Source organism: Microcoleus sp. PH2017_05_CCC_O_A (assembly GCF_020738785.1).
GTDB lineage: Bacteria > Cyanobacteriota > Cyanobacteriia > Cyanobacteriales > Microcoleaceae > Microcoleus.
Genome location: NZ_JAEQCB010000029.1, coordinates 41,782 through 66,832, shown reverse-complemented (window position 1 = coordinate 66,832; position 25,051 = coordinate 41,782). Strand labels below are relative to the sequence as shown.

Below are 25,051 nucleotides of genomic sequence, written 5' to 3'. Positions count from 1 at the left end.
ATTCTTTATTAAGCTTTGTTAAATACAGAAGGCGGTTGAAACCGCTACCGACTTATCCCCATGTCTAAAGCCAGGGGCTTGCGTCTCGCTCTTTGGTCAACATAGAACTCGTCTCCATTGATATTTTTGGAGCCAGAGCCAGCCCGGAACCTTCCACAGTAAGGGGCTGGCTTCTGACGTTTTAGGGTCTTAACCCTATATACACTTATAGCATAATTCGATGTTTTTAACATCAAGTGACACAAAAATTATCTAATGACGTGAGAGTGTAAAATTGAAGACAGTTGAAGTAAAACCATGCCAGCCAATGCCTTCACGAATGCGAGTCACAGTTACACTGCCAGAAGACGTTCATCAAGCCCTTTCTGAATGGGCCGAAGAGGAAGATAGAACCCTCGCAAACCTGCTTTCCCATGTGGCAGCTAAAGCTGTCAGAGATCGCCAAGAGCAGAAAAAGGAAGAATCTAGAAGCGATCGCACTTAAGCGATCGCCACAGCGTAAGGTGGACTGTTTTGAGATGTTTAGGAGTGCAACGAATGGCTTTAGTGGCGGTTAAACTCACATCGCAACAGGCTTTCCGGCCTGTTCCACAATAAAAATTATTTCTTGTGGGGTGGGCTTCTAGCCCGCCCATAAAAAGCGTTAGCAGTTTGGCAACGTACCTGCTGACTAAATCTGTTCGAGAGCGTCAAGAGTTGAAAAAGGATGAATCTAGAAGCGATCGCACTTAAGCGCGATCGCGCCCAATCCTATCCGCGTCCATCCGCGTCTATCAGCCTACATCTGCGGCAAAAAAAATAAGGTGAGCCGCAGCCCACCCTACTAAGATTATTTCGCAGTCACCAACTGCGCCGGTAGCCGCTTAAACGCCAACCTTTCATTCTCGATATCGACAAAAATGGTATCGCCGTCAACAAAATCTCCCCGCAAAATACCCTTCGCCATTTGCGTTTCCAATTCGCGCTGGATTCCACGCTTCAATGGGCGCGCACCGTACACCGGATCGTAACCGATTTCGGCTAAGAAGTCGATCGCAGATTCCGACAATTTCAGAGACATTTTGCGATCGGCTAAACGTTTTTCCAACCGCTTAACTTGCAACAGCACAATCTGCCGCAATTGGGCCTTACTCAAACCGTGGAAGATAATCATCTCATCAATCCGGTTCAAGAATTCCGGGCGGAAAGTAGCCCGCATCGCCTCCATCACCCGACTCCGCATTTGTTCCTCATCTCCCGCCACATCTAAAATGTATTGAGAGCCGACATTCGATGTCATAATAATCACAGAATTCTTAAAGTCAACCGTGTGACCTTGAGCATCCGTAACGCGGCCGTCATCCAGAATTTGCAGCATGATATTGAAGACATCCGGGTGCGCTTTCTCGATTTCATCGAATAGAATTACCGAATACGGACGGCGGCGCACAGCCTCAGTTAATTGTCCACCTTCGTCGTAGCCGACGTATCCCGGAGGCGCACCAATTAAGCGCGAAACTGCGTGTTTCTCCATGTATTCCGACATATCAATGCGGACGATCGCCTCTTCGGTGTCAAACAGGTATGATGCTAATGCTTTCGCCAACTCGGTTTTACCAACGCCCGTGGGGCCGAGGAAGATGAAACTCGCCACCGGGCGGTTGGGATCGGACAATCCCGCGCGCGATCGTTGAATTGCATCTGCAACCGCCGTCACCGCTTCATCCTGCCCAATTACCCGCTTGTGCAGTTCATCTTCCAAGTGCAAAAGTTTCTGCATTTCCGATTCAACTAACTTGCTAATCGGAATTCCCGTCCACTTAGAAATAATCTCGGCAATATCAGATTCGGTGACTTCTTCCCGCAGCAGAGTTTTACCTGTAATTTGACTTGCTGTCAGTTTAGCTTCCGCTTCTTCCAGTTTTTTTTGCAACTCTGTTAATTTGCTATATTTCAACTCAGCAGCGCGGTTAAGGTCGTATTTTAACTCAGCTTGTTGAATTTCAATATTAACCTTATCAATCTGTTCTTTAATCTTTTGAATGCTGTCGATGACACTTTTTTCCGATTGCCATTGTGCGTTCAAACCGCTTTGCTGTTCCTTGAGATTTGCTAAGTCTTTTTCCAGTCTTTCTAAACGGTCGATCGATGCAGCATTGCTTTCTTTTTGCAGCGACAGTCTTTCCATTTCTAGCTGCAAAACCTTGCGATCGATTTCGTCTAGTTCTTCCGGCTTGGAAGTAATCTCCATTTTGAGTTTAGCCGCCGCTTCGTCCATTAAATCAATGGCTTTGTCGGGAAGGAAGCGATCGCTAATATATCGAGTTGACAAAGTAGCCGCCGCCACTAACGCATTGTCGGAAATTTTAACGCCGTGATGAACTTCGTACCGTTCCTTCAAACCCCGCAAAATCGAAATAGTATCTTCAACTGTCGGCTGATCGACATAAACTTGTTGAAAACGGCGTTCTAAGGCCGCATCTTTTTCGAGATACTTGCGGTATTCGTCGAGAGTTGTAGCGCCGATACAGCGCAATTCGCCCCTCGCCAACATCGGTTTGAGCAAATTGCCAGCATCCATCGATCCTTGGCTGGCGCCGGCGCCGACAACGGTGTGAATTTCATCTATAAATAGGATGACTTTGCCGTTGCTATCCATAACTTCTTTGAGCACGGCTTTCAAGCGTTCTTCAAATTCTCCCCGGAATTTTGCACCGGCAATTAACGCGCCCATATCTAAGCTAATTAATTGTCTGTCTTTGAGAGATTGCGGCACATCTCCGGTAATAATTCGTTGGGCGAGTCCTTCGGCGATCGCAGTTTTGCCAACTCCCGGTTCCCCAATCAGTACGGGGTTGTTCTTGGTGCGGCGGCTCAAAATTTGAATCGTGCGGCGGATTTCGTCATCTCGTCCGATTACCGGATCGAGTTTGCCTTGACGCGCGGCTTCTGTCAAATCTCGGCCGTATTTTTCCAGCGCTTCATATTTGCCTTCTGGATTTTGGTCTGTCACTTTGTTGTTCCCCCGGACTTGGGCGATGATGTCTTTAAGCTTGGCTTCATCTAGTTTAAATTCTTGCAGTAGATTTTTGCCAAAGCGATCGTCCTTAACGTAACCCAGGATCAAATGCTCGATCGAGATAAATTCATCACCGTACTCTTTGCGATAAGCTTCAGCCCTGTCTAGCAGGCTGTCCAGGGAACGGCCGAGATAAACATTGCCGCCGCTTCCAGAGATTTTGGGCTGGCGGCTGATAAACTCATCAGTGCGATCGCGCAATTTTGCTACAGACACTTTCGCCTTGTTAAACAAGCTGCTAGCGAGTCCCGATTCTTGTTCCAGCAACGCCTTCATCAAGTGTTCGCTTTCTAGCTGCTGCTGCTGGGCTGTTTTGACCACTTCTGGAGTGCGGGCTAGGGCTTCCCAGGCTTTTTCTGTAAATTGGTTCGGATTATTTGGTTGCATAAATTTTAATTCCCTGAATTCAAAAACATGACTGCTGTCAAGGCAATGGCTCGATTGCCCGTATAGTTGTCATTGTAGAGAGTTAAGGGCGATCGGGCGATCGGTGTTCCCGTATATTGAGATAGGTATTTCCGCCCTGTGTTTCAGCATAGATTTGTAGTGAGGACTTTAGTCCGCAGGTTTGTAGTGAGGACTTTAGTCCGCAGGTTTGTAGTGAGGACTTTAGTCCGCCTAAAATCAGAGGACTCAAGTCCTCAAATATATAAAAACTATTTACATTTCAACGCCGAGACGAAATATAGATGATTCCATTACATCCTGAATTTATCACCAAAAACGGCAAAAAAGAATTTGCCGTGATTCTTTATGAAAAATTTGAAGCACTGCAAGAATTAATTGCTGATATAGAAGATTTGATCGATTTGAGAGCGGCAAAAGAAGAAGATGTAAATCAGCCTTATATGCCTTTAGCCGAAGTGAAGAAAATGTTAGGATTACTCAATAATTAATCCGTGTATCCGTGTCAAAATCAGCTTCGCGCCTGATTCATTACACTTAGGATCGCGAATTAAATAATTTACACAAGCTTGTGGGATGGGCGGGACGCCCGTCTATAAAGAACGGGCGGGACGCCCATCCCACAATAATTAAAATTGTAAGTTATTTAATTCTTATTCCATTTATGCTATAGGGTTCGGGGATCGATTCATCAAGCTATTGATGTCCGCGCCCGATATGGCGGTTTCTGTACTTGCCCATTTTTCCAGTGTATAACAACAACTAATGACTGCTGATTAATTTTGTCAGGTGCGTCGCTCGGAGATTGTTGATCTTTGTAGGGATTGTTGATGGCGACGCACCCTACGGCCGGGTGCATCTGGTTTTTGAAGCCTGAAGAAGCATGACCGCATATAAGTTATTAGTTATAATCCCATATTTTCTGCGGTCATGCTTCGCCCCTACGGATATATTCGCCTTGCGTGAGATGCTCCCCTACGGCCAACTGCCAACTGCCAACTGCCAACTGTCAACTGTTTTCATGCCTGCATCACCACCCGTTCCGGGAGACTGACAATAAAAACTGAACCTTTCCCGTTCTCACTTTCAACGCTAATTTCGCCACCCAAAATTTGACACAAACGCTGGCTAATTGTCAATCCCAAACCCGTCCCGCCGTACTTCTTAGTAGTCGAAGGATCAGCTTGAGTAAAAGGTTTAAATATCTGCTCTAATTGTTCGTCTGTCATCCCAATCCCAGTATCGCTGACTCGAAAAATTAAAAATTGAGAACTGTAGTTTGAACCCGAATTAACAGCATTATTTTTATTTTTATTCCTTTTCTTAGGTTTTGGATTTTCATTTTTAACTTTTTCTATCTCGATAGTAATGACGCCTTTTTCGGTAAATTTGGCAGCATTGCTGAGCAAATTGAGGAGAATTTGCCGGACTTTCGGTTGGTCGGCGTACATCATGCCGAGTTCGCCTTTTGCTTGCAGCCTTAAAGCATTGCCTTTTTTCTCTACTAGCGGTTGAGCCGTAGTCATCACTTCTTCAATCATCGTCGCCACATCGAAGTGTTCCAAATAAAGCGTCACATGACCTGCTTCTATTTTAGAAATATCGAGGATATCGCTGATCATGTCGAGCAAATGTTTGCCTGCGGTTTGAATTTTTTCTAAGTCGGGGAGAAAGTCTTCGGAGCCGGAATCTTGAGCATCTTCTTGCAGCATTTCGCTGTAGTTGATGATGGCGTTTAGGGGGGTGCGGAGTTCGTGGCTCATGTTGGCGAGAAATGCACTTTTCGAGCGGTTGGCAGCTTCGGCTGCTATTTTTGCTTCTTGCAAGTCTTCCGTGTATTCCGCGACTCTTTGGATCAGTTCGTTGATCGAAATTGCCAGCATTCCTACTTCGTCGGAGGTGGTAACGGGTACTTGCAGGTCAAAGTTCGATTCTTCTGACACTCGCTGAGCGATGAAGGTGGCGGCTTGTAGTGGTCGGGCGATCGCCCTGCTGGTGTATATTGCCAGTAAGGTGGCGATAATCGCTGATGCCAACAGAGAACCAAGCAGAATCAGAGTTCCGAGTTGTTCAGCTTTCTCGTAGGTTCTAAATGCCTCGTCTGCTTTGTCTCGAAAAGTGCCAGCCAGTTTGGCTGAATCTTGCGAAAACTGTTCGAGTTTAAAAGCGTTGTTCCCCGTGGCAAAATTATTCAAATTCCGCTGGAATACCTGCCGCTGCTGCGGATTCAAACCAGATAACTTGGCATTCCCCAGCAGTTTCTGGACTTGTTGGAAGTAAGCTTCTACGGTTTTGCTGTGGGCTTTGGCGAACTCTTGAATCTCTTGGTAATCTTTTGTAACATCGGCAGAAGCCGACGGCGATTGGCTTTGCAGTTGTTCTAGCTGTCCGCTCATCTGAGCAACGCGAGTCAAAAAGTCCGATCGTTCGCGATCGAAAATTTGCGGTTGTCCCGTCAGATTCAGCAGTAATTGCTGGTGAATTCTGACTTCCTGGGCGCTATTATTCAGATTGGTGAGGATTTCGGCTTTATCTCGGTCGATCGCGAGTTTTTCTCTCACTTGCTGTTTGTGATATGACTCTACTCCCCGTCCCCCGGCGGCGCCCAAAATGGCAATACCAATGACCAAGGCGTATCCGCACCCGATTTTTTGCCTGATACCCAAGCGGCCCAACAGACTTTTAAAACCTATTTGAGAATTGTTCTGGGATTGATTGTTCGAGGCTAAGGTTGAAGACATGGGCAATATACTCGTCACCCTGAGGGGCATTATCTATTATTCTAATTGATGCCTGCCTGAGGGTAAATAAAGTTCTGGCAAAGGGCCAATTTTCGGCAGTTATGGGGTCTTTGCAGGGTTCCACACCTCGACCTGCTTTACAGTTTGGGGGAGTTATGGTTAAAAAATTATGGCACAAGCAAGAAGGCAGAAGCAAGAAGCAATAAAAGCCAGGGTTTAAGACATTAGGAACGTCCTCACCGTCGGGCGGTTGCTATATATAGCCTTTCTCAGATAGATCTGGCACGCTTATGGTAAAGGGTAATTGAGAAAAAGGTAATTGGTAATGGGGAAAAAGGTAAGCGATAGTTCCTTTCCTATAGGCTGCCTGAGGCTTCTGTCCGGTAAAGACGCTCTCCGTGTGTGCTCTCAGGGCGATCGTATCAGAATTTGGCATAACTCATATTTAGGAGAACCGCTATAAGTAGCGAGTGATAAGTTGCGAGTTATAAATTTGATTGGCGATTCAAGCCTCAACTCTACTCGCAACTCACAACTTATCAACTTATGGGAGCATCTCAGTTTGGAGTTTGTAGTGCTGTCCCCGCTCGCTTGCTGTTAAAACCAAGCGAGCTCTTAAGCTCGCACTACAACAAAAAAAGCTTTTTGCCAAAATGAGATGATCCCCAACTTATCGCTATTCTTCTACTGGCAAAGTCGAAATTGTGCTAATTCAGCAGGAAGTTTTGAAGCATTAGGTACGGTAGCAGAGGCAGGAACGAAGATTCCCATACCAAAACTGCAACCCTCTTCCTTCGTACATTCGCCAGGCTTGGCAGTGATTTGATATTCCCCTTGGGATGGCGGAGTAAAAGAGATTGATACCAGTTCGCCCGTCTTTTGACTCGTACCGATTTCTTGGCCAGTGTTGACATCCTTGAGGGTTAGGTTTAAATCCTGGCAATTTCCGTCGCAAGTGGCTACAAAAACATACTCAATATCTGGATGCAGCGTTGCTCTAAAAGGAGATGAAACTTGTTTGCGAACAGTGCCTATCAATGGCCAAAACACCAATTTTTGACCGTTGCTTGAACGCTGGTCAACTTCTGTTTTCAAGCGACAAGTAACAGTTTTTTGCTCGTTGGTTAGTTCTTGAGCAATAGCATTTCCTACGATTGCAGTACCCAACAGCAGTGCAATCCCGGAGATAGTCAGATGTTTGATATTCATTGATGTCCCCTCAAACTAATTTCTGGGTGATTGCAATAGACCGCTTTTCGTGGCAGTCTATTGATTTATCTGGAGCCTATCACATTTGTTGACTTTTCCCAAAAAAAAGTCGCCTAAAAATGCGATCGAACTGGGTACATCTGGGTTTTGCATTTGTAGTGCTGTCGGGAGCACAGCAAAGCTTTGTAAAGCACGCTCTTCGAGGACAGCACTGTAAAAAAAATGCTTTTTGCGAAAGTGAGATGCTCCCATCGAACTCATGTCTGGCCGATTATGAATCTGCCGTCAGCTATCGCGCAAACTCCACAGATTGCGGACACTACGAGCAGAACCTCGTCCTGTTTGTATTGTACGCGAAGCATGACCGCATATAAGTTATTAGTTATCATCTCATATTGACTGCGGTCATGCTTCGCCCCTACGGATATATTCGCTTGCATTGAGATGCACCCCTCAAATGTCTGATAAAGCTTCGCAGATACCACACCAACAACATAATTTTGCTGATGTCAATATACACATAGGTTGATTTTTTTGCGATCGCCTTTTTCAAAAAATTTGGGTACACCGAAACCTGTATTGCTAAGCTTTTGAAGTTTGATTGAGTACATCATTTACCCTATAATACCAAATCCGGGTTATTTATCCCCGTTATAAGTGGTAGGGTGCGTCGCTATCAGAGATCTCTCAATAGCAACGAGAGTTGTTCGTGGCGACGCACCCTATATTTACTTCCTTAGGATAGCGAATTAAATAATTTACAATTTTAATTATTATTATTGTGGGATGGGCGTCCCGCCCGTCCAAAAAGGGCGGGCGGGACGCCCATCCCACAAACTTGTGGAAGTTATAAGTGGTAGGGTGCGTCGCTATGAGATCTCTCAATAGCAACGAGAGTTGTTCGTGGCGACGCACCCTACATTTACTTCCTTCTTCCTTCTTCCTTCTTCCTTCTTCCTTCTTCCTTCTTCCTTCATTTATCGCTGTGCCGAAAATCCCAAGCTGGCACAAACTTAGAATCTCCCCAAATACCGCGGCGATTTTTCTTGGCTTCGGCTTCCGCTTGTTGCACAACAGTTGCACTCGGACAGTTTTTTAAGTATGGAGTGTAAACCATTGCTAATCCTTCGCGCAGCAAAACTTCTTGAGCAAATGTGCCATTTGGCAAGCGAACTTCGCTAACTTTACGGCCATAGCGGTCAGTATCAGTGACTGTCAAAACGACGCGACCGCCCCCTTCTTTGACGAGTTGCTGCATTCTTTGCTCGGCTAGATTCCCCCACTTAAACTGATTTTTATATGCTGCTTTTTTGCTATTTTTTTCGGCGTTAGTGTGAGCAATTTCTGGTGCATCTACGCAGGCAAAACGCACTTTAATATCTTTGCCGGCGGCATCGCTGGCGACAAGAGTATCGCCGTCGCTGACTCGTTTGACAGCATAATTGTTGGGCGGTAGCTTTTGCGGACAGCCGGAGAGTAGGAAAAGCAGAGCAACTGCGCTAAAGCTGGTGATTGTAGGCGAAAGGGAGATTTTATTTTGTGTCATGGTTTTCTTTTTTTTATTTAGTTTCCATCCAATTTTGCCCCGCGTGGATATCAACTATCAGGGGTACGCTAAGCGGCAGAGCACTTTCCATCGCCGTTCTAATTTTGGGCTGCAATTCTTCCCATTCATCGGGAGGTACTTCAAATATTAATTCATCGTGAACTTGCAGCAGCAGCCGCGCCTGATAGTTTTGCAAAATTTTGTCTACCTCAATCATGGCAAGTTTAATGATATCAGCACTTGAGCCTTGAATGGGAGCGTTTGCTGCGGCGCGCAAAGATTGGGCGTCATCTCTGCTTAAGCGCGCCAGTTGTTCGGAGTGAATGTCTTCGGGATTGCTGCCTTTTAAGCGCTGGAGGCTGCCATTTTTGTCGAAGTTGAGATAGCGGCGGCGGCCGAGTATTGTGGTAACGTAGCCTAGGGCGATCGCCTCTTTTTTTACTTTTTCCAAGAATTCAAAGACTTTACTGTAACGCTGGTTGAATCGTTCAATAAACTTTTTACCGTCTGCTGAAGATTTGCCCATCGATCGCCCAAACTTAATCGCCCCCATACCATAAACTACCCCAAAATTAATCGTTTTGCCAAACCGTCTTTCATCCGGCGTGATTGTTTCCTTTTCAAACAGCAGTTGAGCCGTCAAGGTATGCACATCTTGATTATTTTTGTAAGCTTCTAGCAGCAGAGGTTCTTGACTCAAATGAGCCAAAATTCGCAGTTCAATTTGAGAATAGTCAGCCGACACCATCAGCCAACCCGACTCGGGCAAAAAAGCCTTGCGAATTTGCCGCGAAAACTCGGTGCGGATCGGAATATTTTGTAAATTGGGATTGGAAGAAGAAAGTCGGCCCGTACCCGTTGCAGCTTGGTTGAAATCTGTATGCACTCGCCCGGTATCTGCACGCACCAACTGCGGCAAAGCATCGACGTAAGTTGATTTTAATTTGGATAATGTTCGGTGTTCTAATAAATCGTCTACAATCGGGTGGTCTCCTTGCAATTTATCCAAAACAGCGGCGTCTGTAGAGTATCCCGTTTTGGTTTTGCGAGACTTTTTCTGAAACTGTTCGGGGATTTTTTCTAACAAGATTTCGCTGAGTTGTTTCGGTGAACCTAAATTAAACTTTCTTCCCGCAGCCTCATAGGTATTTTCTTCGAGTTTGGCTAATTTTATTTCTAGCTCTTGGGATAAGGTATTGAGATAAGCTGAATCAATGCGAATTCCGCAGTATTCCATTTCAGCTAAAACAGGTTCGAGGGGCTGTTCTACTTCCAGCAGCAATCGATGCAGAGAATTTTCAGATGGCGCATTTTTATCCGCTTTATCCAATTCGGCTCTAAGTTTACCTACTAATTGAAATGTAGTGTGAACATCCATGCCGCAGTAGCCAGCTACTTTCGGAATGCTGATGTCAGCAATTGTTTTGCCTTTAGGTACTAATTGATTGTAACTTTTGGGATTATGGCGTAAGTATTCCCTTAATGGTTCGCTGACACTGTGATTTTCTTCTGAATCGACTAAGTATTTCTTTGACAATTCGCTGAGACTGTGGCTGGTTTCTGGGTTGAGTACGTAACTGGCTAGCATGGTGTCGAAGACGACGCCGGCGAGTTTGATTCCTTGACAGCGCAATATTAGGCGATCGAATTTAGCATTTTGCAGCGCCTTGGGATAATTCTCGCTTTCCAAAATCGGGCGCAAAGCATTTAAAACTGTGGCTTTGTCCAAGTTTGTGCCGGTTTTGTGTCCCGTGGGAATGTAAGCTAAATCTTGTTCTCCGGTTCCCCAACAGCAGCCAATTCCGACTAATTCGGCATCTCGCGGTTCTAAGGCGGTGGTTTCGGTATCCCACGCCACGGGCGAGGCTTTATCGGTGTGGGTTTGTAGGAGTTCGACTAATTCGTTTAATTGTTCTGTTGTTTGAATTATCCGGGGTTTGATTGGTAATTTGTTTGCTTGTTGAGCGGCTAGGGTTTCTTTAAGACTGTAGAAAGCTAATGCTTCATCTTCAGATGAATTGCTTGTGGGGTGGGCATCTTGCCCGCCCGAAGCAACAGGCAAGATGCCTGTTCCACTCTCAGCAACAGGCAAGATGCCTGTTCCACTCTCAGCAACAGGCAAGATGCCTGTTCTGTTCCACTCTCAGCAACAGGCAAGATGCCTGTTCCACTCTCAGCAACAGGCAAGATGCCTGTTCCACTCTCAGCAACAGGCAAGATGCCTGTTCCACTGTCTGTCAATGGCTCTTCTGTACCACCAAAACGCTTTTGAATTTGTTTGACTTTGGTTAAAAATGTTTTAAATTCCAACTTTTCCAGCATCGGAATCAAGGCTGCTTCATCAAAACCTTTGAGCTGGCAATCTTCTAAGTTAATTTCTAGGGGAACGTCTTGAATAATTGTCGCCATCTTCTGAGAATGATAGGCCGCTTCTTTGCCTTCTTCGAGCTTTTTCTTGGTTGCGCCTTTAATGTCGTCGATCGCAGCATAGATGCCATCGAGGGTATTGTAAGCTTCCAATAATTGCAGGGCGGTTTTGTCGCCGATGCCTTTGACTCCGGGAATGTTGTCGGATTTGTCGCCGCAGAGGGCTTTGTAATCTATTACTTGTGCTGGTATAATTCCGAGTTTTTCTTTGACTGCTTCCGGGCCGTATTCTTGGGATTTGCCTTTGCCCGATCGCCTGAGTTCATCCGTGCTCAAGTACAATACGCTGATGTGTTTCTCGGTTTCTACTAATTGAAACAAATCTCGATCGCCCGTCAGGATTTTAACCGCATAACCCGCGGCGCTGGCTTTGTTCGCCAAAGTTCCCAAAACATCGTCGGCTTCGTAGCCCGGAGCAGTGACTGCTGGTAAATTGAGATAGCCCAGGAGTTCTTGCAGGTTTTTGAGATCGGGGATAAAATCTTCGGGGGTTTCGGCACGACCGGCTTTGTAGGTTTCGTCTGCTTCGTGGCGAAAAGTGGGCGTGGCGAGGTCAAAGGCGATCGCCATGTACTGGGGATCGTGGGCGGCCATAACTTCCAGCAGCGACTTGAGAAAGCCAAAACAGACGCTGGTGGGAATGCCTGTGGTAGTTCGCAAGCCTCCGTCTCGACTTTTGGCAAAGGCGAAGTAGGAACGAAAGGCCAGGGAGTGGCCGTCAACTAGGATGAAGGTGGGAGGTTGATTTTCCGACACTGACACAGATGGCGATCGCCCGAAACTATTTTTCCATTCTACCCAGTTGTCATACCTTTTTTAAAACCGAACGCAACGTTAAAAAAGCTCGAAACCCTTATATCATAACTACTTTCCAAATCTAAAATCTCAAATCCAAAATCTCAAATCTCAAATCGCTCGATCGGCTTAATGTGCAGCTTGGCTGAGAATGGTAGAAGATAGTGAACGAACCTGGCGGTCAACTGGGTACAGTTAGACCGCAGGCTTCTTTTTCCTTTTTTTCAAAGGCTTTTTATAGTGAGGTAGTTCCACCCCCACTTGACTAATATAGTATCAGAGTATTTCCTCTTCATCAAGGGGTGTACAAGAATAATTGTCGGCTTCCGTTCCTCCATCCGACGAGCCTTTCATCAAGCGCGGTAATTCATTCGGGGGTACTTCGCGCAGCAATTGAGATTCATCCCCCTCTGAATATACCCTTAGACTTCCCGGCTGGTAGTTAAGTACGATCGCAAATTTACCAGAAAGAATTAATTGAAAGTCTCTCGCTTTGAGGGAGAAATTAAAATCAGACTATTCATTACTCCAATCCTCGGAGTTAAGCGGTTGAGGTAGCTCTCAAACTGTCAACTGTCAACTGTCAACTGTTGAACAACACCAGCCGATCGAAGCTTATGGGTGACATTAATCGATGCTACGAAATCCTCGAAATAGAGCCTGGAACTTCCCCAGAAGAAATTAAGCGCGCTTACAGGGATTTAGCCTTTGTGTGGCATCCCGATCGGTTTGCACACAACGATCGCCTGCAACAAAAAGCCCAACAAAGATTAACAGAAATCAATCAAGCTTACGACGAGTTGGTGTTATTTCTCAGTCAGCCTCCACCTCCGGCGATCGACAAACCATCTCAGCAGCCACCGCAACCATCACCACCAGAAAAGCCGCCCGAAAAGCCGCTGAGAAGGCGATCGGCAAAATCAGCCCGCAAGCCCGGTTCCCAGCGCACTCAAAGCCGGCAAAAAAAAGCCGCATCCCACAAAATTTCCACTCCAAACAACCCGAAAAACAAGAAACGATTTACAACTCAAAATCGCCAAACGTGGGGGGGGAAAAAGCCATCGGGGCCCACCGTGGCGAGGGAAGCGCGGCCATCTCAAAAATATGCCTACCTTACCCCGAACCGGAAAAAAGAATTTCCGACTCCATACTCACAACCGCGGCTATCTCAAAAATATTCCATCTTCCCTTGGGGGCAGTTGGCGATCGCAGTTGGGAGTTACGCTGTGACAGGCTACATTTTGACGAAATTTGACGCCCCAATGTGGATGTTGACTTTAATCTGGGGTGCGGATTGGTTGTGGGCCGCGATTTTGCTGGCGGAGGGTTCGGCAACGCCTAGAGTGTGGCTGGCGGCGTTAGTTTTGGCTGGGACGGTGGGGGGGTCGATCGCCGGTTTTCAGGCGGGAGGAATCGCAACAGGGGCTGCTTGGGCGCTAGTTGGGGCTGGTTTGGGGGCGATCGCCAGTTCAGAGGCCCAGTCCCGGGCCGTGGCTGTAGTTTTGGCAGCAGCGGGAGTGCTGACAGTGGTGGGATTGATGGCTGGAACGGGTTCCGGTAATTGGCTGAAGGTGTTAGTGGAGGCGGTTTGTTGGGGGATTGTGGGCTTGATGTGCGGGCTGGCGGCGGAACTAGGCGTACATTCTGGTGGGCCCGTCGGGCTTGGAGGTGCGATCGGGCTCTTGATTGGTGCGTGGGCGGGGGCTTTGGCTGGGCCGGGTGCGGAGGCTCTACCCCAAGCCTTGGCTGTGGCGGGCTCTCAGGCTGTTTATGGGGCTTGGGCTGCGATCGGGATTATTGCGGGAGTTGTGGCGCGGATGGTAGCTGGGGAAAGGTCGATCGGCAATGGCGGGCTTTACACATTTATCCTGTTAGTGGCTACTTCTGGTTTCGGGTTGTGGCTGGGAAATTGGCTGGTTGGGCGAATCTTTTAAATTAGTAAGTTGTCAGTTGGTAGGGGCCCGGCCTTGAGTGCCCGCCCTCTTAGTCATTAGTCATTAGTCATTGCGGAAAATTACCAGAAAGAATTGGTTAAAAGCCCCAACCCCGATCGGGAGAAATTAAAATTATACCAATTAAAAAAAAGCAACAGTATTCTTGTCCCCCCCTTTACAAGGGGGGGCTAGGGGGGTCAAGCGTATTGCACAATTTTATAAAAATGGTATTAGACTATTCATTACTCCAATCCTCGGACTTAAAGGTAAAGATCGCTATCAAACAGTCAACAGTCAACAGTCAACTGTCAACTGTCAACTGTTGAACAATCCCCCATGCCCCATGCCCAATTCCCAATGCCTAAAAATTCCAGCACTTATCGCTTTTGAGCAGCACTTCAAACTCAGCCTTTGGCAAAGCCTGACTGAAAAAATGACCTTGAATTTCGTCGCAATCGTGTGCACACAAAAAAGAAAGTTCCCGCTGATTTTCTACCCCCTCAGCAATCACAGTCATATTCATGGAGTGCGCCATTTGAATAATCGCTATTGTAATCGCAGCATTTTGGCGATCGTCAGCAATATCGCGAATAAAACTCTTATCAATTTTGAGCGCATCAAACGGCAAGCGTTTCGGATAACTCAAAGAAGAATATCCCGTGCCAAAATCATCAATTGCTATCCTAATCCCCATATCTCTCCACACAGTAAAAGCTTGAGCTGCTGCCGCTTCATCTTGCAAAACTAAACCTTCCGTCAATTCTAATTCCAGACATTTAGGATCTAGATGAGTTTCTCTTAATATCTGGCTGACTCTCTCGGTCAAATTTTTGCGATCGAACTGGCGGGCTGATACGTTGACTGCTACCCGCAGCGGAGGCAAACCCTCTGTTTGCCAAGCTTTAGTTTGCCTGCAAGCCGTCTCTAACACCCATTCGCCCAGCGGTGCAATCAAGCCCATCTCTTCAGCCATGGGAATAAATTCCGCAGGGGAAACTCTGCCCCTTTTTGGATGGTTCCAGCGCACCAAAGCTTCAGCACCAATAATTTTTCCGGTTTTAATTTCTATTTGTGGCTCATAGTAAACTTCAAATTCCGAGCGTTTTAAAGCATTACGCAGGCAAGTCTCTTGAGTAAATTTATTGATATAATTATTCGCAACTTTTGCCGTATAAAACTGATACTTGTTGCCACCTTTTTCCTGAGAATTGTACATAGCTGTATAAGCATTTTTTAGCAGTTCTTCTCCATCGTTGCCGTCGCCAGGAGACAAAGAAATGCCCATACTTGCCGTGACATAGAGTTCCGAGCCTTTGACAATCATAGCTTGGGCTACAATATCTAAAATGTTTCGAGCAATCTTGGCAGCATCCTGTTTTTCGGCAACTGGTTCGAGAACAATTGCAAATTCGGCAGATTCCAAACGAGCCACAATATTAATCTTCTCCGTGCAGTTGCTCAACCGCTCAGCAACTTTGCAAAGTACGTAGTCGCCGATATCGTGCCCCAAGGTACTGTTAATCCGGTTAATTCTATCTAAACTAAGAATGACAACGGGAATCATTTCGGGCAATTCTTTTTGCTTGTCTAATAGCAGATTTAGCTGCTCTCGTAACAGCGAACGATTTGGCAAGTTTGTCAAGCAGTCATGCTGATGTCGGTGGAGAGCTATTTGAATAGTTGTGTGCAAGTTTTTTTCTTCAAATGGTTTCACAATATAGCCGAAAGGTTTCGTTGCATTGACGCGCCGTAAAGTGTTTTCGTCCGCATAAGCTGTCAAATAAACTACCGGAATCTGAAAGCGCGATCGAATTTCTTCTGCTGCTGTAATTCCGTCGATTTCTCCTTGGAGGTTAACATCCATCAAAACTAAATCTGGTCTGAATTCGGCTGCGGATTCAATCGCTTCTTCTCCGGAATACACAATACCTGTTATGCTATACCCTCTAGATATTAAACTGTCGGAAATGTCTTCCGCAATGATGCTTTCGTCCTCAACTATCAGAATTTTTTTATTTGACATTAAGTTGTCTCCTTAAAGTGCTATTTTGCTTGGAAAATGTTATTTTAAAATTCGTGCCAGCCGTTTCTAACAGTTCTATTTTACCCCGAATTTGCTTGACCAAAGACCCGACCAGTCGCAAACCCAATGTTCGGGCATTTCGATAATCTAAGTCTGGAGGGAAACCAATTCCACTGTCGCTCACAGCTAGCACGCAAACCCGGTTATTATCTAAAGTAAAATCTATTTTTATTTTACCTTGAGTTTGTCCTGTAAAAGCATACTTGAGCGAGTTTGTCACAAGCTCGTTGATAATTAACCCGCAAGGAACTGCCGTATCAATATTCATAGAACACGGCGCAATATTTGTTTGCAACTTCACGCCTTCTGTATCAATTTCATAAGCTTGGAATAAATTGTGGGCAAGATTTTGGATGTATTCAGCAAAATCAATGTTTGACAAGTCTTTGGATTGATACAATTGTTCGTGCACCATGGCCATCGATCTGACTCGGTTTTGACTTTCTTTTAACATTTCACTAACGCGACTGTCTTGGATGTAGCGGGACTGAAGTTTGAGCAAACTCGAAATAACTTGAAGGTTGTTTTTGACGCGATGGTGAATTTCCTTGAGGAGGACTTCTTTTTCTGCGAGGGATGCTTTGATGCGATCTTCGTCGCGCTTGCGATCTGTAATGTCCCGCACTACTGCTTGAATTATTTTTCTACCGTTAATTTCCATTGCATTTAACAGCACTTCTGCGGGAAATTCTGAATCGTCTAGCCGTTTGTGCACCCAGTCAAAGCGACAGCTACCTGTTTGCATTGCTGCGGATATTTTTTGTGTTGCTAGACTGCACGAGTCTTGTCCGTTAGGCTGAAATTCCGGGGAGAATTCGCTAGGTTTCTTGCCGTAAAACTGTTCTTGATTGCTGCAACCAAAAATTGCTAGGGTGGCGAGGTTGCAGTCAAAAAAATTGTCTTCTTCGATCAGCATTACTGCGTCGCTGGTGGCTTCGTAAAGGCTCCGAAATTTGCATTCAGACTCTTGCAAAGAAACGATTAATTGGCTTTTTTGAGCTTCGGCGCGCTTGCGCTCGGTAATGTCTATTCCTACGGAAACTGCTGCGGTTCCTTGATGATATTTTTGAGCTACTATTAAATAATTGCAGGCTAAGCCGTTAATTTCTATATCTATTTCTTGGGAGGTTTGCTGACATGAACTGTGAAAAAAGTTTCGGATCAGTTGTCCAAAAGTTGAGCCTTTGTCGAGAAAGTTGATTTCTTCCCCGACAAAACTTTCAGGAGATCGTTTGAACGAGGTTGCTAAGTGCTGGTTGACTCCAATATACCGCAAATCTGAACTGACCCAAGAAATCAGTCCGGGTACGGCATCCAAGACGGCGCGAAGTTGGTCTGTAGCTTCTTGGAGTGCTTCTTCGGAGCGCTTGCGATCGCTAATATCTGTCGCCGTTCCGCACAGGCCTAAAATAGCGCCGTTTTCAGCTTGGTTGACGATGCTGTTGACGCGCAGGTGGACGGCGGTACCGTCTTTGCGGATGTGTACTATTTCGTAAGGCAAATTAGGGGTTTGTGGCTGAAGGCTGGTTCTTGCTAAGAGTTGGGCAAATATTTCTATTTGTCTGGCTTTTTCTTCTTTAATCAAAAAATCTGCAAAGCGACGACCGATCATTTCTAGGGGTTCGTAACCGTAGATCCTTTTGGCGGCGGAATTGACAAAAGTCAAGATGCCTTGAATGTCGATCGACCAAATCAACTCTTGGGAGGTTTCTACGAGGTTGCGGTACTTTTTTTCGCTTTCGGCCAGTGCTGCATTCGAGACTGCCGTTTGCAGAGTAAGTTTGTCTTCTAATTCTTGATTTGAAAGAGAGAGAGTTGTCATGGCTCGCTCGCGCTCGGTAATATCAGTAGAAACACCGACAGCCCCGACAACTTCGCCGTTTGCGTCTTGCAGCGGTGCCGATCGAATTTCGTGAATAAAATGCCCCTGTTGGGCATTCCAAGTGCGATCGTTTCCTGCTAGTACCTGGGCAATATTTTCTAAGATATCTGGCTGGCTGTAAACTGCAAAAATCGACTCTCCGACAGCCTCACCCGGTTCGAGCCCCAAATTTTCCAATCCTTTGCCTGCTGCAAGGGTTAACCTGCCGTCTTTGTCGGTTGCCCACAGGAAAATTGGAGCACAACTGACAGCGGCGTGCAGGGTTTGGTTGTCTTGTTTCAGGCGATCGATTTCTGCCTGAAGCCGATCGCGCGTGTTGCTTAATTCTACCGTTAGTCGATCGGCTTTTTCCTGCCAACTGGCAGTAGTACCGCAGATTTCTGTGGCATTGCTGGAAGCATAGATGGATTGGTTGCAGTGTGACATGGTTACTCAGGGAAGCACTGTTATATTTAACCCCTGCCTATCTTTTAAGCATAAACTTTTTCAATCAAATATTACAGTTCGTTGCGATACTCATCTGAGGAAGATTCGATAATTTCAAGCTAGTGTCAAGGATTCATAAATCGTGGCTTGCCCGGTTGTGTGGCGACTATTCAGAAATTGACAACAAGCTGAATAATGGTTGCGAATCGATACTTTTACCCTAAGTATGTGTAGTAGTGCAAAAAGAAGTTTCGCAATCCTCGGCTTGCACAAGACCTAGAATTATAAAGTTATTATATTTGCTTGCGTATATTTACGCACCTAGGAATCGGAAATCGCGAATTTTGAAATATAACCACCGGGCCCGACGGTTAGGAAGTTCTCGCATTGCACTTGCCCCATGCCGTCGATTGTCGATTGCCCCTTCCCTCTTCGTCATTTCCTCTTGCTTTTTCCAAGGGCCACATCTGTGTTTTGCTTTTACACGGTGTTTTGGTGTGCGGGACACTCGCTATATGTATATCAGCTTTGGTGTGCCGGGACGCTCTGGGAAGAGTAACAAACGGTTTTTACTGTTCCCAGAGATGTTATATCGTTTCCGGTTGCATCGGAATTATTTAACCGCAGAGAACACAGAGAACACAGAGGGAGATAAGAGAGATGAATACAGGACGATGAAGGGCGGATTTGATATTGCCCTTCCTTCTGACTTCTGCGTTATTTCTTATTCCTTCTGCCTTCAATTAATTCCCCAAGATTTGATAGTTTTGTCTAAAAGACGATCGCATTTATCGAGTTAAAATGCCCTGCCAAAGTTATTGGACTATCCGGATGCGATAGCTGGCGCAGTTGAATGTTTCTGTCCCAGCCGCCAGCAGCCAAAGTCTGCCCGTCTCGACTGAAAGCTAGACAATTGGCATAACCTTTAATTGTTTGGGAGCATTCTCGGCTGCCGAGGTTCCAGATTTTAATGGTACCATCAGAACTGCTGCTAGCGCGAGAGTTGGTGCGATCGGGCTAAAAGCCAAACTCGCAATTCCTCCTTTATGAGCTCCCCAAGTTAAATGACTGCCAAAAGTACAAATTAACTTTCCGCTCTCTAAATCCCAAATTTTGATTGTAGTATCTGCCGAACCCGTGGCGATAACTCGACTGTCGGGACTGATGACAATTGCCGTAATTTCTCCTTCGTGTCCGAGGGAAGTATGCAGCAATTCTCCTCCCTGCCAAATTTCGATCGCGCGGTGTTTCGGAAGATTTCTGCTCCTGACAAAAACTTCGGTTTCTTGGCAAAGAACAAAAGTTTCTTGAGCGCGGGGATACTTGTCTACAGTATAGAGTATTTCTCCTGTCTCTAAATCGCAAATTCTAATTATTTTGCTGTGCAAACTCGCCGTGCGAGATCCTCCGGGACTAATCGCTACATTTGTCCCAGTTTTCACAGTGCGGATGCAGTCAAACAACTGGTAAGGCACGAATTCTGTTAAAGCTTGGCGGACAAAAGGTTCTGTCCTTTGTCGCAAAACTGAATAAGCAACTCGCTGCACTTCTGGTGCGGGATCTAGCAGGGCTGCAATTGCTAAATTCAAACCGGCGTCTCCGTATTTAGGAGCATCTTTAACGGCGGCCATGCGTGGCTCGACACTAGGACTGTGCAAGCGCTGCTTGACTCCGGCGATGCCTCCCAAAACGGCGGCGGCGATCGGGATTTGACTTTGGCCGCCGAGGACGGCATCATATTCTTTGGGTTGGTTAGAATTGTCGGAAATCATACCATTTTAGATTTTAGATTTTAGATTTTAGATTGGGAAATTGGGGAATTGGTAATTAACTGGCGAGACACGAAAGTTGACAATCGGTAGAGCGATTTAAAACTTAAATTTTGGCAAGGGCATGACGCTGGGTACCAAGCTGCCAGAAACCGGGTTTAATTGCAGGCGCAAAAAAAGCAAAACCCGCAATATTTCGTAAATATCGGGTTAAATAGCGTAAGTCCTAACTTATTGACTGTTGCTATTTATGTTATTATAATCAAATCAGCGTTTCACACAAAAATCCGAAAGTGATATGTCACACTTCACAACGATCAAGGTTCAGATCAAAAACGGCGAACTGCTGCATCAAGTGTTGGAAGAGTTGGGTTATCAAGTAGAGTGCAATGTGCAGGTGCGGGGTTATCATGGCGAGAAAACTAATGCCGAGTACGTGATTCGGCAGTCCAACGGTTACGATTTGGGTTTTCGGCGCAGCGGAGAGGATTATGAATTGGTGGCGGATTTTTGGGGCGCTCGCATTAACCAGCAGGATTTTGTTAATTCAATCAGTCAGAAATACGCGCGCAAAAGTTTGATGGCGGCGGTGGAGTCTGAGGGTTTTAATGTGGAAGAAGAGGAAACTTTGGCGGATGGAACGGTGAGGGTTGTTGTGGGTAGATGGGTTTAAGAATCGCTCTTTCTGAACTCGTTTTTATATACTCAGGACTTACGCAGAATCGGATTCAAAATCAGATTTCTTCGTAAGTCTTAGTACCAAGAATAGAATTACCATGAAATGCGATCGCCCTGAACAACAAATTCAAAAGAGTTGGGAAGCTAATGCTGACGCATGGACGCGGGCGATCGAGCAAAATTCGATCGAAAGTCGCCGCGCAGCAACGGATGAGGCTATTCTACAAGCTGTGCTGCGCTACGGGCATCGGCGAGTGCTGGATGTCGGATGCGGTGAAGGTTGGCTGGGGCGCGCCTTAGCAAAGCACGGTGTAGAGGTGGTTGGAGTTGATGCTTCCCGTGGTTTGATCGATCGCGCTCGTGAGAAAAGCAGCGGTTGTTTTCGGGCGATCGGCTACGATGAGATTATTGCCAATCCAGGGATACTCGGTCAATCCTACGATGGGATTGTCTGCAATTTTTCGCTACTCGGCGAGGAAATTGGAGATTTATTGCGATCGTTACGCCAAGCCACAGTCTCAGACGGACATTTGTTAATCCAGACAGTTCATCCATTCACAGCGTGTCAGCCACAGCCCTATGTTGACGGATGGAAAATCGAGACTTTCGACAATTTCGGCGGAGCTTTTCGAGAGCCGATGCCCTGGTATTTCCGCACAGTTAGTTCCTGGTTTCAACAAGTATCGAAATCCGGCTGGAGAGTGTGCGAATTCCAGGAACCGATACATCCACAGACGAAGATTCCTCTTTCCATGCTACTAATTTGTCAGTCACCAGACGATTGAAATCACTTCTACAGGAACAACCGATCGCCAGTCGATCGATGCTGTACGAGTTAAGATAGATGCTGCGGTTGCCGTCTCCGAAAATACTCCACCGATTGATGGCGAAACTTTTATTGCAGGGATTTTTGCGATCGTTTCCGGCAAGCGCGCGAGACTCAACAAGGCTATACTAATTGAAATGCTTGTATTATAGTTGCATTCAATTGCTGCATTTGCTGACTTCCTAACTCGCCCAATCGTCTCACGATTAATCTCTGTTCAAGGCTGACAATCCGAGTCACTCTAACTTTAGAAGATACTCTTAATCCTGTGCTAGCAAATTCTGGATCTAAAGCATTTAAAGCAAATTCATCTAAACTTAGGCTAGTGACATTTTGTGAAGAAATGAAGCAGATAGTAATTTCATCTATGGTTGAACTTGCCCACAGCACTAAAGCCGGACGTAATTTTTTCTGACTCAAATCTGTAAAGGGAAATTCAGCTAAAACAATATCTCCTTTTTTTAGCTTCACTAAATTGGCTCTCCATCTTCAAGGGTATAAATATCAGGTTCATCATCCAGAAATTGAAATGCTCCACCGCTTTGGGCTAACTGGGTTATTTCCAAAGTAGAAGGATAGGCGATGTTACTAAATAGTTTGGCTTTGATTAGCAATTGCTCCTCTTCAGAGAGTGTCTGAATGATTTGTACTAAGGATTCAATGAGTTTTGTGTTCATAGGTGAAAATATCTGGGGATACTTTATTTTACTTCAACAAGGCAACCTTCGATTGCTTCACAAAGGTTTTGCAGCAGTTCCTCGAAGGTTTCTCCCTCAGTTGCACAGCCAGGAATAGCAGGAACTTCTGCCCAGAATCCGCCTTCTTCTGCTTCGTGGATGATAATTTTGATTTTCAATTGATTCTCCTAATTTATTCTCAAAACTTATCTCTTCATTACTGTACCAAACTTTACTCGTAAGGATTCAGGTCACTGAACTCCTTGCTGGGCAAAGACTTTAGATCTGGAGCTTGATGCTAAATCAATCTCTATTCTCAAGCTTAGGACAAAAAATGACAGTTTTTCGTCCTAAGCTTGACAATCAACCACGAAAGACAAAAACCCTTATTTCCCCCTAAAACCCTTGCCAGACAAGCGTTAGAGCCGCAAGTTTTTAGACCTGAATCCTTACCTTTACTCCTCCAAGTCCACCTGCTTAACCTGCTCTAAAGGTAGATCTAGCGCTTCGGCAATTTGCTCATCGCTTAAGCCAAACTGCCGTAATTTATCAATTGTTTCAATCTTAGTTTGATTTTTGCTTTCATCCTGCGAGTCGGGAGTTTCCGGCTGACTTTCATCTGGCGTAGGAATTGTTTGTTCGGAACCCATGTTTACACAGCCGATTATATTATTATTGCTATTAAAGCTTCGAGCACCCAAAGAAATATTTAGAGCACCTTGCCGTTCTACGACTGATTTAAGATTTTTTTTATCAACTTCTTCATCAAAGACATCAGATAACATTTGCAAAAGCTCGTAACCTACATCCTTAGCATGACCCGCTGAACAACCACAATTTTCTGCAATGTCATCATACTTTTGACGCTTCAGCGTTCCTTCAATAATTCCGCGCTGCAAGTCATTTAAATGTTTGCCTGTCTTGGCGTAGACAGCATCATCTATAAATTGAAGTATTTCTTGAAGGCGCATCATCCGGGATGTGGGAGGACATTGGTTATTATAGCCGATTTTATCCGTATTTTTCCGTCTTTTTCCGATTTAAAGCTTTACAGAATCTTTACAATAGTTCCGTCTTTTTCCGCTTTTTTCCGCTTTTAAATTTTGAGCGATGGGTTTAGAGTTATTTTATGATGTCTAAATTGAATAAATTACGACTATCTGTTTAAGCGTGTTAAATTTCACGTTCAATGATTTTGCATCTATTTAATATTCCCTAAAGCCTGAAGTATTACATGACAATCATAGAAATCCAAGTATGAGAAAAAATCAAATATTATTAGCAATATGTACTATTTCATTGTTATTAATTACTTCTATTCAATCTTTTGCTCAGACATCTCATAAGATATCCGTTCCAGAAGATATTAAACCAAGTTCTGGTACTTATATGACACAACAAGCGCCCATCTTATCACTTACTCCATCACAGAATGTTTTAACACTCAATGATAGCAGTGCTGTGCAGCAAACAAAAAAAGAAACTGATTGGAGTGCCACAATCGCAACAGTAGTTTCTATGCTTGGTCTTGTTATATCTCTTGTTGTGGCTTATACATCGAATCTCAGACCAGCAAATATTCAGTTATGCTTTGGTAGACATCTCATATTTTTTCCTATTTTTATAGACATTCCAACTAATACTCAAACAATTAGAGGAGTAGGGTTCAATCTGCCGCTAACTTTCTACAATTGGAGTCCAAAGGGCGGAACTATTCAGCGGATTCGCTTAGTTATTGGGAGACAGAATCATACTGAAAAATTTTATGACATGACGTGGACTACATTTGTCAAAATTACAGAGGTCGGGAATTTTGTCAATGATAATTTAGCTCAACCAATTGCTGTAAAAGGCATTTCTTCCATAAATAAAGTAATTAGATTTGATTGGATTTCTGAAGGAAATAATTCTTTTGAGGTGCAAACTGGTAATTATGAGCTAAGGATTTATGGATGGACTAAAAACACAAAAAAGCCCAGCTTACAGTATAAAGCATCCTTGAGAATCGAAGATGAGGATTGTCAAACATTTAATAACTATGTAGCAGCTAATATAAGCCGACCTATTTGGCTATCATTGGATGAAAATGAGCAGCCAAATCAGCTTCTATTAAGAAGTGGTATAGAGAGATTCTATGAATAGTAGATCTCTTTTTTATTAAGGAGTAGTTTAAATTATGACTGACAATAATAATTCAATTCGTAATGTCGGTGGAAGTGTTTACGGTGGAATGGTTATGGGAAATGTCTATCACCAGCATAGGGCTCTGGGTGAGAATGCCAGATCCGACAAGAACACTTTTGTGCAACGATCAGAACAGAAACATACTCTAGCAGAAGCTGCTGCTCAGATTCAACAACTTGTCAAGCAGTTGGAACAAACTAATCCAACCGCTACAGAGCCTGAAAAAATTGCTCACGTTAACGATGAAACTACCCCGAGTTTCAAGCGTCGCGTGGTTGGTGCATTGCAGGCTGGAGGTGAAGTTGCGATCGAAGAGTTCTTAGACAATCCCTATGTTAATGTTACCAAGGCGATCGTTAAAGGTTGGATAAAACCATAATAGATTGTGGTGTGCGAAGAGCGATCGCCCTT

At 45.0% G+C, this 25,051-nt stretch carries 19 protein-coding genes and 2 pseudogenes; 7 read left to right on the top strand and 14 right to left on the bottom strand.

All coding sequences use genetic code 11. The annotated features are described in order from the left end of the window. The first annotated feature begins 274 nt into the window (after positions 1 to 274). Entirely contained in the window at positions 275 to 484 is a 210-nt protein-coding gene (locus tag JGK20_RS09130; RefSeq protein ID WP_293230138.1) for a hypothetical protein, read from the top strand. A 345-nt stretch (positions 485 to 829) separates the two neighbouring features. On the opposite strand, the gene clpB is transcribed toward JGK20_RS09130, so the two are convergent. Continuing rightward, on the bottom strand, positions 830 to 3,445 hold the full coding sequence (gene clpB, locus JGK20_RS09125; RefSeq protein ID WP_293190437.1) for an ATP-dependent chaperone ClpB: 2,616 nt from the start codon (positions 3,443 to 3,445) through the stop codon (positions 830 to 832). Positions 3,446 to 3,747: 302 nt separating this feature from the next. Between clpB and JGK20_RS09120 the strand changes: the two genes are divergently transcribed. Continuing rightward, positions 3,748 to 3,954 (top strand): type II toxin-antitoxin system Phd/YefM family antitoxin, encoded by a 207-nt coding sequence (locus JGK20_RS09120; RefSeq protein ID WP_293177327.1) that lies wholly within the window; start codon positions 3,748 to 3,750, stop codon positions 3,952 to 3,954. Between the two features lie 528 nt (positions 3,955 to 4,482). Here JGK20_RS09120 and JGK20_RS09115 read toward each other — a convergent pair. From JGK20_RS09115 to polA, 4 genes and pseudogenes are all read right to left on the bottom strand, one after another. Next, positions 4,483 to 6,204, bottom strand: a complete 1,722-nt coding sequence (locus JGK20_RS09115) for an ATP-binding protein (protein ID WP_293230135.1) — start codon at positions 6,202 to 6,204, stop codon at positions 4,483 to 4,485. 684 nt (positions 6,205 to 6,888) lie between these two features. Next, positions 6,889 to 7,413 carry a hypothetical protein gene (locus tag JGK20_RS09110; protein WP_293177321.1) on the bottom strand — a complete coding sequence of 175 codons (525 nt, stop codon included), beginning with the start codon at positions 7,411 to 7,413 and terminating at the stop codon, positions 6,889 to 6,891. 973 nt (positions 7,414 to 8,386) lie between these two features. Continuing rightward, on the bottom strand, positions 8,387 to 8,959 hold the full coding sequence (locus JGK20_RS09105; RefSeq protein WP_293177318.1) for a thermonuclease family protein: 573 nt from the start codon (positions 8,957 to 8,959) through the stop codon (positions 8,387 to 8,389). Between the two features lie 13 nt (positions 8,960 to 8,972). Continuing rightward, a pseudogene (gene polA, locus JGK20_RS09100) lies at positions 8,973 to 12,142 on the bottom strand (DNA polymerase I). A gap of 656 nt (positions 12,143 to 12,798) precedes the next feature. Here polA and JGK20_RS09095 point away from each other — a divergent pair. Next, on the top strand, positions 12,799 to 14,115 hold the full coding sequence (locus JGK20_RS09095; RefSeq protein WP_293190441.1) for a J domain-containing protein: 1,317 nt from the start codon (positions 12,799 to 12,801) through the stop codon (positions 14,113 to 14,115). A 361-nt stretch (positions 14,116 to 14,476) separates the two neighbouring features. Here the strand turns inward: JGK20_RS09095 and JGK20_RS09090 are convergent, their stop codons facing one another. From JGK20_RS09090 to JGK20_RS09075, 4 genes and pseudogenes are all read right to left on the bottom strand, one after another. Then, positions 14,477 to 16,138 carry an EAL domain-containing protein gene (locus JGK20_RS09090; protein ID WP_293207806.1) on the bottom strand — a complete coding sequence of 554 codons (1,662 nt, stop codon included), beginning with the start codon at positions 16,136 to 16,138 and terminating at the stop codon, positions 14,477 to 14,479. Further along, positions 16,128 to 18,506: a PAS domain S-box protein gene (locus JGK20_RS09085; protein WP_293230132.1), complete on the bottom strand. Its 2,379-nt coding sequence runs from the start codon at positions 18,504 to 18,506 to the stop codon at positions 16,128 to 16,130. The genes JGK20_RS09090 and JGK20_RS09085 overlap by 11 nt, the downstream gene beginning before the upstream one ends. A 771-nt stretch (positions 18,507 to 19,277) precedes the next feature. Next, positions 19,278 to 19,487, bottom strand: a pseudogene (locus JGK20_RS09080) (WD40 repeat domain-containing protein); the annotation flags it as partial. Further along, positions 19,412 to 20,137 carry a hypothetical protein gene (locus JGK20_RS09075; protein ID WP_366038704.1) on the bottom strand — a complete coding sequence of 242 codons (726 nt, stop codon included), beginning with the start codon at positions 20,135 to 20,137 and terminating at the stop codon, positions 19,412 to 19,414. The gene JGK20_RS09075 and the pseudogene JGK20_RS09080, both read right to left, overlap by 76 nt. A gap of 436 nt (positions 20,138 to 20,573) precedes the next feature. Here JGK20_RS09075 and JGK20_RS09070 point away from each other — a divergent pair, with 436 nt between their 5' ends. Both JGK20_RS09070 and JGK20_RS09065 read left to right on the top strand, forming a co-directional pair. Beyond that, a complete protein-coding gene (locus JGK20_RS09070) occupies positions 20,574 to 20,948 on the top strand; it encodes a DUF1257 domain-containing protein (protein ID WP_293177300.1) in 375 nt (124 codons plus the stop codon). Positions 20,949 to 21,051: 103 nt separating this feature from the next. Further along, positions 21,052 to 21,738, top strand: a complete 687-nt coding sequence (locus JGK20_RS09065; RefSeq protein WP_293212138.1) for a class I SAM-dependent methyltransferase — start codon at positions 21,052 to 21,054, stop codon at positions 21,736 to 21,738. On the opposite strand, the gene JGK20_RS09060 is transcribed toward JGK20_RS09065, so the two are convergent. The 5 genes from JGK20_RS09060 to JGK20_RS09040 all read right to left on the bottom strand — a co-directional run bounded on the left by JGK20_RS09060 (position 21,724) and on the right by JGK20_RS09040 (position 23,430). After that, positions 21,724 to 21,900, bottom strand: coding sequence for a hypothetical protein (locus JGK20_RS09060; RefSeq protein WP_293212136.1), 177 nt, complete (start codon positions 21,898 to 21,900; stop codon positions 21,724 to 21,726). The genes JGK20_RS09065 and JGK20_RS09060 overlap by 15 nt on opposite strands. 2 nt (positions 21,901 to 21,902) lie before the next feature. Continuing rightward, positions 21,903 to 22,250, bottom strand: a complete 348-nt coding sequence (locus tag JGK20_RS09055; RefSeq protein ID WP_293212134.1) for a type II toxin-antitoxin system PemK/MazF family toxin — start codon at positions 22,248 to 22,250, stop codon at positions 21,903 to 21,905. After that, a complete protein-coding gene (locus JGK20_RS09050) occupies positions 22,250 to 22,456 on the bottom strand; it encodes a hypothetical protein (RefSeq protein ID WP_293212133.1) in 207 nt (68 codons plus the stop codon). The genes JGK20_RS09055 and JGK20_RS09050 overlap by 1 nt, the downstream gene beginning before the upstream one ends. 23 nt (positions 22,457 to 22,479) lie before the next feature. Beyond that, the gene (locus tag JGK20_RS09045; RefSeq protein ID WP_293196854.1) at positions 22,480 to 22,635 is read right to left on the bottom strand and encodes a type II toxin-antitoxin system HicB family antitoxin; all 156 of its coding nucleotides are present in this window, start codon (positions 22,633 to 22,635) and stop codon (positions 22,480 to 22,482) included. A gap of 276 nt (positions 22,636 to 22,911) precedes the next feature. Continuing rightward, a complete protein-coding gene (locus JGK20_RS09040) occupies positions 22,912 to 23,430 on the bottom strand; it encodes a hypothetical protein (RefSeq protein WP_366038696.1) in 519 nt (172 codons plus the stop codon). 283 nt (positions 23,431 to 23,713) lie between these two features. On the opposite strand from JGK20_RS09040, the gene JGK20_RS09035 reads away from it, so the two are divergent. Together JGK20_RS09035 and JGK20_RS09030 are read left to right on the top strand one after the other, a co-directional pair. Continuing rightward, the gene (locus JGK20_RS09035; RefSeq protein WP_293212132.1) at positions 23,714 to 24,598 is read left to right on the top strand and encodes a hypothetical protein; all 885 of its coding nucleotides are present in this window, start codon (positions 23,714 to 23,716) and stop codon (positions 24,596 to 24,598) included. A 34-nt stretch (positions 24,599 to 24,632) separates the two neighbouring features. Then, on the top strand, positions 24,633 to 25,019 hold the full coding sequence (locus JGK20_RS09030) for a hypothetical protein (RefSeq protein WP_293212130.1): 387 nt from the start codon (positions 24,633 to 24,635) through the stop codon (positions 25,017 to 25,019). The last annotated feature ends 32 nt before the right edge of the window (positions 25,020 to 25,051 follow it).

Coding starts and splice junctions, on each gene's coding strand:
- clpB (WP_293190437.1), bottom strand. CDS start 3,445: ATGCAACCAAATAATCCGAACCAATTTACAGAAAAAGCCTGGGAAGCC.
- JGK20_RS09120 (WP_293177327.1), top strand. CDS start 3,748: ATGATTCCATTACATCCTGAATTTATCACCAAAAACGGCAAAAAAGAA.
- JGK20_RS09115 (WP_293230135.1), bottom strand. CDS start 6,204: ATGTCTTCAACCTTAGCCTCGAACAATCAATCCCAGAACAATTCTCAA.
- JGK20_RS09110 (WP_293177321.1), bottom strand. CDS start 7,413: ATGAATATCAAACATCTGACTATCTCCGGGATTGCACTGCTGTTGGGT.
- JGK20_RS09105 (WP_293177318.1), bottom strand. CDS start 8,959: ATGACACAAAATAAAATCTCCCTTTCGCCTACAATCACCAGCTTTAGC.
- JGK20_RS09095 (WP_293190441.1), top strand. CDS start 12,799: ATGGGTGACATTAATCGATGCTACGAAATCCTCGAAATAGAGCCTGGA.
- JGK20_RS09090 (WP_293207806.1), bottom strand. CDS start 16,138: ATGTCAAATAAAAAAATTCTGATAGTTGAGGACGAAAGCATCATTGCG.
- JGK20_RS09085 (WP_293230132.1), bottom strand. CDS start 18,506: ATGTCACACTGCAACCAATCCATCTATGCTTCCAGCAATGCCACAGAA.
- JGK20_RS09075 (WP_366038704.1), bottom strand. CDS start 20,137: ATGGCCGCCGTTAAAGATGCTCCTAAATACGGAGACGCCGGTTTGAAT.
- JGK20_RS09070 (WP_293177300.1), top strand. CDS start 20,574: ATGTCACACTTCACAACGATCAAGGTTCAGATCAAAAACGGCGAACTG.
- JGK20_RS09065 (WP_293212138.1), top strand. CDS start 21,052: ATGAAATGCGATCGCCCTGAACAACAAATTCAAAAGAGTTGGGAAGCT.
- JGK20_RS09050 (WP_293212133.1), bottom strand. CDS start 22,456: ATGAACACAAAACTCATTGAATCCTTAGTACAAATCATTCAGACACTC.
- JGK20_RS09040 (WP_366038696.1), bottom strand. CDS start 23,430: ATGATGCGCCTTCAAGAAATACTTCAATTTATAGATGATGCTGTCTAC.
- JGK20_RS09035 (WP_293212132.1), top strand. CDS start 23,714: ATGAGAAAAAATCAAATATTATTAGCAATATGTACTATTTCATTGTTA.
- JGK20_RS09030 (WP_293212130.1), top strand. CDS start 24,633: ATGACTGACAATAATAATTCAATTCGTAATGTCGGTGGAAGTGTTTAC.